The organism is Actinophytocola sp., from assembly GCF_045807065.1.
In the GTDB taxonomy this organism is placed as follows: Bacteria; Actinomycetota; Actinomycetes; order Mycobacteriales; family Pseudonocardiaceae; genus Actinophytocola.
The window spans coordinates 1-6,339 of record NZ_JBJMIE010000294.1 but is presented as its reverse complement, the minus strand read 5'-3'; the positions used below and the strand labels follow the sequence as shown (position 1 = coordinate 6,339).

Annotated in this window: 5 protein-coding genes; 3 read left to right on the top strand and 2 right to left on the bottom strand. The window is 73.8% G+C overall.

Annotation, left to right across the window (positions count from 1 at the left end; genetic code table 11):
* A partial coding sequence (locus tag ACJ73U_RS17065; protein ID WP_407778618.1) for an acyl-CoA dehydrogenase family protein occupies positions 1-755 on the top strand: 755 nt, incomplete at its 5' end.
* A gap of 208 nt (positions 756-963) precedes the next feature.
* Here ACJ73U_RS17065 and ACJ73U_RS17060 read toward each other — a convergent pair.
* Together ACJ73U_RS17060 and ACJ73U_RS17055 are read right to left on the bottom strand one after the other, a co-directional pair.
* Entirely contained in the window at positions 964-3,558 is a 2,595-nt protein-coding gene (locus tag ACJ73U_RS17060) for a hypothetical protein (RefSeq protein WP_407778617.1), read from the bottom strand.
* Between the two features lie 172 nt (positions 3,559-3,730).
* Positions 3,731-5,146, bottom strand: coding sequence for an amidase (locus ACJ73U_RS17055; protein WP_407778616.1), 1,416 nt, complete (start codon positions 5,144-5,146; stop codon positions 3,731-3,733).
* A gap of 106 nt (positions 5,147-5,252) precedes the next feature.
* On the opposite strand from ACJ73U_RS17055, the gene ACJ73U_RS17050 reads away from it, so the two are divergent.
* Positions 5,253-5,930 carry a TetR/AcrR family transcriptional regulator gene (locus ACJ73U_RS17050; RefSeq protein ID WP_407778615.1) on the top strand — a complete coding sequence of 226 codons (678 nt, stop codon included), beginning with the start codon at positions 5,253-5,255 and terminating at the stop codon, positions 5,928-5,930.
* Between the two features lie 51 nt (positions 5,931-5,981).
* Entirely contained in the window at positions 5,982-6,290 is a 309-nt protein-coding gene (gene cutA, locus ACJ73U_RS17045) for a divalent cation tolerance protein CutA (RefSeq protein WP_407778614.1), read from the top strand.
* Positions 6,291-6,339 lie beyond the last annotated feature (49 nt).

Below are 6,339 nucleotides of genomic sequence, written 5' to 3'. Positions count from 1 at the left end.
GCCGGCACGCGACGCCCATGCCGCTCGCGGAAGTCGCCCTCGCCCGCGCGCTGACCGCCACGCCCGCGGTGGCGGCCGCGGCGGCCCTGGCCGTGACGAACGGCCGGGTGACCGCCGCCGCCGACGTGGGCTGGCCCGACCTGCACGGCACGGTTCTGTTGGTGGGCGACGAGCACGCCGCACTCGTCGACCTCGCGGCCGCGGCCACCACGCCCTGGCGGGACCTCGCCGGCCGGCCGAGGGCACGGGTGGAGTGCGTCGACGTGCCGGCGGAGGTCGTGCCGGCGCCACCCGGGTTCGATGCGCGGCTCACGGTGCTGCGGGTGCACGCGGCGCTCGGCGCCGTCGAGGGCGCGTGCCGGCTGACGCGGGAGCACGTCACCACCCGGATCCAGTTCGGCCGCCCCCTGTCGAAGCTGCAGGCGGTCGCGCACCGGCTGGCCGAGATGGAGTGCGCGCGGGTCCTGCTGGAGGTCGCCGCGTCCGCCGCACTGGACCTGTCCTCGGCCCGGGTGGCCGCGGCCGCGACCCTGCTCGACCCGGTCGCGACGACCGTCGCCCGGCTGGCCCACCAGCTCCACGGCGCGATGGGCATCACCGAGGAGTGCCCGCTGCACCGCTACACCACGCTGCTGTGGTCACTGCGTGACGAGACCGGCCCGGCCCGGCACTGGGCGCTGCGCCTCCACGAGCTCGTGGGCTCCGACGAGGACAGCGTGTGGACGGCCGTCACCACCCGCCCGGCCGGCAGGTGAACCAGATCCTCGCCATGCACGCCGCTCGGCCTCGATGACCCAGGCGAGCTGGGCGCCGCCGGCGTGCCCTCGCCGCTCACCCACCCCGGCGAGGCCGCGCCTGCGAGACATCTCCGATGTCATGGAGGGCGCGTCCCGAAAGCACCTTTCAGGGCATGGCCATGTGCCGGACGCGCCGGTCGAGGCGTCGCTCTCGCCCGCGCGGGCCTCACATCGGTGGGGTCTGCTTCAGCTCGGGGAGTGGCTGCGGGCAGTCACCCGCGAGGGCGTCGCGGTCCCGGGGCGGGTGGGGGAGAAGCTCCTCGGCCGCGGTCCAGAAGCGGGCCGACCGGGGCCGGTACCACCGCACCCCCGGGGAGTGGGGATCGAAGGGGTACGCGTGCTCGGCGTCGTCGAGGAAGGCGGGACCCCGGGTGAGGATGTCGCTGTAGGCGGGGCGGGCCCGGCCGGTCTCCAGGTGCAGGTCCCGCATGTTGTTCACGGCCGTGCGCAGGCGTAGCCAGCGGTGCCGGTCCCACTGCTTGTCATCGCCGAAGCGTCTGGACAGGCGGGCGCCGGCCAGTGCGCCGCGCAGGGCCATGGAGGCGACGATGTCCCTGGACGTGTACAGGTTGATGTCGCCCTCGTCGGGGCGCTGCCGCACCCAGGCGACCCGGCCGCGGGAGCCGGGCATGCCGGTCTGCATGCTGTCGCGCCAGTTCCGGGCCGTGTCCAGGACGGTGCTCAGGAAGCTCAGCGCGGACGAGCGGAGCCGGGTCGCCGGCGGATGCGTCGCCTGCCAGTCCTGCGGCAGCCAGACGTCCTGGTGCGGGAAGCCGTACGGGTGCTCGCCGAGGTTGAGGCCGAACGTCGGCCAGCGGGGCAGGGGCACGTCGAACAGGTGGACCGGGAAGTTCGACGTGATGCCGCCGTCGGAGAACCACAGCTCTTCGGCCCGCAGCTCGTCCTTCGGCCACGTGGACAGCTCGTTCCCGTCCGGGCCGGCGATGGCACGGCCGAGGTCGTCGCGGATGGTGGTGCCGGGGACGAGCCGGTACAGCCGGACCGACTTGAACAGGCCCGGCATCGCCAGGCTGAGCTGGACCGCGAACGCGACCGGCAGGTTCCACGGGTCGGGCAGCCGGTACAGGCGCACGGTCTGCCCGTCCGGCGTGCCGACGGTGGTCGGCTCCCCGCCGGCCACCATCGCGTCGACGACGTCCGTACCCAGCAGGCCGTCGACGTCCGCGCGCTGGAAGTACAGCTGTTCCTCCTGCCAGGACAGGGGAAAGCGGTAGGGGCGCCGGCGGGACAGGTCCGTGGTGACCAGTTCCAGGTTCACCAGGCGGAACCGCGGGTTCTCCGACAGCATGCGCACCTTCTCCGTGCGCGCGAGCCAGTCCTCGGTGGACCCGCGGTCGGGGATCGGCCGGAAGTCCCTGCCCTGCCAGAGGTGGCCGAACCGCAGCACCTGGCCCTCGTCGAGGCCGGCGAGCCGGTTGAAGCAGTCGGTGAGCCATGGCAGCAGGCCCGCGCGGACGGTCGGTGTCACCGCACCGGCGAGCACCTCGGAGAGCGTGCGGCGCGACGGCGGCGTCGCGGTGGCGAGCAGGCCGAACCGCCGATCCCTCAGGTGGGTGACGAACCACCACACGCTCGCCCCGACCACCACCGAGAGGAGCGCGATCAGCGTGCTGCCGGCGAGGGCGCTCGCGACCCAGTGCCACCAGCCGAGCACCGCCGCCGCGACGACGGTGGCCAGGACGACCACGGCGGCGAGCGGGTGCCACACCGTGGCCGCTCGGCCACCCGGCGCGCCGTCCCGACTGGACACCGTGGACAGCGCGGCCAGCCAGGCGGGTGGTTTCGGCCGCCCGTCGGATCCGCCGGTGAACCGCGTCACCAGGACCGTGACCGCACCGGCGGCGGCGAGGAACAGGACCAGGTCCAGCACACCCCAACCCAGCGCGGCCCAGCCGAACCCCGTGGCCGGCCGGTCCAGCGCCGGCCATGACGGCAGCCGTGTGCCGAGCCACGCCGTCAGTGCCACGCCCGCGAGGGCCAGCAGGACGATGACCAGCTTCGACAGTCTCCCGAACGCCAGCAGCGCGACCAGCGGGACCGCCCACACGCGCTGCCGCATGACCGCCGTGGCCACCGCGAACACCCGGCGGTCCCGCGGGGACGCCCGGAACAGCTGGGCGAGGCGGTACTCGTCGCGCTTCGGCTCGGCGCCGTCCGGGGAGACCTGCGCGAGCCAGCCGACCGTGTCCGCGAGGCCCACGAAGCCGGGCCGGACCAGGCCCGCGCGGCGGTCCGCCGCGGACAGCGGCGCGTACGCCTCGTCCGGCAGGTCGCTGCTGCGTCCCAGCTCGGCGGCGGCGGTCGCGGCGGCGGCGATCGCACCGGCCGACGCGCCCCCGACGTTGCGCACCCGGAACTTCGTCGCGATCTCGCAGACGGCGAGCGGGTACACCACGCCCGACGTGGCACCGCCGCGCATGGTGAGGTCGACGCTGTGCCGGCGGTAGTCGTGCTGGTCCCGCGCCGGCCACGCGCTCGTCTCCGTGAGCACGTGCCCGGGAGGGAGCCAGAGCGGCGCGTCCGCCGGCGCCAGCCGGTAGGAGGCCGGGTCGCCGTAGCCGCCGACCAGGCCGGGCGGCGGGTCCGTCCACAGCCACGCCTGCCCGTTCGCACGCGGGTCGACCGGCTGGTAGCCCGCCGGCAGGTACGGCTCGCGCAGCAGCACCGAGTACTCGACCCGCTCGGTGCCCACCAGCCGCCGCATGACCTCCCGCGCACGTGCGGAATGTGGAACGGCCATCTGCCTGCTCCCCATGGACCCGTGTCGACCCCGCGAACTCCCCAACTCTAGGAAACGCGGGTACTACGGCATAGGGGCACGAAGGGTGAACGTCCCGAGTGGTCGGGCCGGCGGCGCGGACACCGGGTAGCCCACGGTGTTGTGGCGGGGGCCGCCCGCCACGACACCGCAGCTAGCTCCGCCACATCGGGGACGTGTGCCGGTGCCAGCCCAGCTCGCGCTCCAGCTGTGCCCCCAGCCGCAGCAGCGTGCCCTCGTCGGCCGGCCGGCCGGTGAGCGTCACCCCGACGGGCAGTCCGCCGTCGGTCCGGTGCACCGGGAGGGAGATCGCCGGCTGGCCGGTGGCATTCTGCAGTGGGGCGTAGGCCGCGAACTCCACCGCCCGGTCGAACTCCTGCTCCGGGTCGCCCGACTCGGTGAACCACCCGATCGGCCGCGCCGCGAAAGGCGCGGTGGGCGAGAGCACCGCGTCGTACCCGGCGGTCGCGGCGACCACGCGCCGGGAAACGGTCTCCACGGCCGCCCGAGCGGCGACCAACTCCGTCGCACCGACCTGCCGCCCGCGGTCACGCAACCACCGGGTGACCGGGCGCAACAGCGGTTCCCGTTCGGCCGGTACCGGCAGGGCGGCGGCCGTCACCGCCCACAACACCACGAACGCGTCGACGAACGACGGCTCCACGGCCAGCTCGACCTCAGACACCTCGTGTCCGGCCGCCACCAGCGCCGCACCGGCCGCCTCGTAGGCGGCGACGGCGTCCGCATCCGCGCCGGCGTCGGTCGACAGCCGCACGTACCGGCCGATGCGCAACCGCCCCGGCTCCGCGGCGGCACAGTCGGCGAAGGTCCCCGCGGGCCGCCGCAGGACGGTCAACGCCCCCGGGTTCGCCACGGCCAACGCGTCCAAGGCGAGCGCCGCGTCCCGCACGGTGCGGGTGATGGCCCCCTCGATCGCCAGCCCGCCGACGTCCGAGGGCAGCGGTCCGGCGAAAACCCGGTCCCGCGACGCCTTCAACCCCACCAGACCGCACGCCCCGGCAGGCAACCGGATCGACCCGCCGCCGTCGCCGGCGTGCGCGAACGGCACCAACCCGGCGGCCACCGCGGCGGCCGCGCCCGCACTCGACCCGTGCGCGGACCGGGTGAGGTCCCACGGGTTGCGGGTCTCGGACCCCAGGTCGGTCTCCCCGTGGGGAACCAACCCGAACTCCGACGTCGTGGTCTTGCCGAGGCTGATCGTGCCCGCGGCACGCAGCGCGGTCACCACCGAGGCGTCCACGACGGGCACGAACCCCCGCAGGGCACGCGAGCCGAACGCGGTCGGCACCCCCGCCGTCAGCGCCAGGTCCTTGATCGCGGTCGGCACCCCGTGCAGCGGGGGTAGGGGCGCGCCCGACCGCACCGCCCGCTCGGCCTCCTTCGCCTGAACGCGGGCGGCCTCGTCGGTGACCGTGACGAACGCGCCCAGCTCGCCGTCCAGCCGGGCGATGCGATCGAGGTAGTGCTCGACCAGGTCCACCGGGCTGACCTCGCCGCGCCGAACGGCGGCCGCCTGCTCGGCGGCGGTGAGGTCGTGCAGCTCTGCCATTGCCGATCTCCTCTCAACGGTGTCTACGCCACCATTATGCACGCGGTGCGTGCAACAGTGAGTGCAATGGTTAGATGTGGGCTGGCGGAAGACGCGAGAGGGAGAGATGGCAGGCCGACAGCGCTGGTCGACGCAGGAGATCCTGGACACCGCGACCGAGCTGCTGCGCACGGGCGACACGGAGTCGTTCAGCATGCGCCAGCTCGCCGCCGCGCTCGGCACCGACTCGTCCAGCCTCTACCGGCACTTCCGCAACAAGACCGAGCTGCTGCTCGCGGTCACCGACCGGATCCTGGTCACCGCCATGGACGGCCACCGGCCGGAAGGGGACTGGCGCCAACGCCTCACCGCCGTGGCCACCCGCCTGTGGCAGGCCTTCGGCCGGCATCCCCAGCTCGCCATGATCTGGGGCCGCTACGCCTCCATCGGCACCGGCTCCCGCCAGGCGATGGAGGAGGTGCTGCAGGCCCTGCGTGCGTCAGGCCTGCCGGACGAGGCCATTCCCGGCCAGTACCACCGGCTCGCCACCCTGCTGGTCGCGCTGGTCTCCTCCGGTGCGGCGGCGGCTGCCAACACCCCGGAGCAGTACGAGCAGAAGATGGAGTCCTTCCGCGTCACCGTCCTGGGTGCCGACCCGGAGCGGTTCCCCGCCCTGACCCACTTCGCCAGGGAGTTGCGGCCCATCACCTTCCACCGCACGACGTTCGACGAGATCATCGCCGCCCACCTCGACGTCGTCCAGGCCGCGATTCCCACGGACGGAAGCCGTCTCCCGACGGCATGACCCCGTTACAGGGTGGCGAAAATCACGCTTTCCGTGACTACTATCACAGGCATGGACTACCAACACGTCGTCGTGACGTTCACTACCGACAGCAAGCAGCTGGCCCGCACCATGGCCGCGGAGATCGCGGGTCCCGAGTTCGCCTGCTGCGCGCAGATCGAGGGTCCGATCCGCCGGGTGCTCCACTGGCACGGCAACACGCTCGCGAGCGAGCAGTGGCGGATGGAGATCGAAGCCACCCCCGAGTGCGCCGACACCCTGATCGCCCACCTCACCGCGCGCCACGGCGGCGAGGTCCACGACCTCATGGTGACCGACAACGTGCGACACCTCGTGGGCGAAACCGTCGACTCCCGTTGACACGACGACGTTCCGGCACCCCCCGACGGGTGTCACGGTGACCGATTGC

Excerpts from the sequence above, each read along its gene's own strand:
- ACJ73U_RS17060 (WP_407778617.1), bottom strand. The coding sequence starts at position 3,558 with ATGGCCGTTCCACATTCCGCACGTGCGCGGGAGGTCATGCGGCGGCTG.
- ACJ73U_RS17055 (WP_407778616.1), bottom strand. The coding sequence starts at position 5,146 with ATGGCAGAGCTGCACGACCTCACCGCCGCCGAGCAGGCGGCCGCCGTT.
- ACJ73U_RS17050 (WP_407778615.1), top strand. The coding sequence starts at position 5,253 with ATGGCAGGCCGACAGCGCTGGTCGACGCAGGAGATCCTGGACACCGCG.
- cutA (WP_407778614.1), top strand. The coding sequence starts at position 5,982 with ATGGACTACCAACACGTCGTCGTGACGTTCACTACCGACAGCAAGCAG.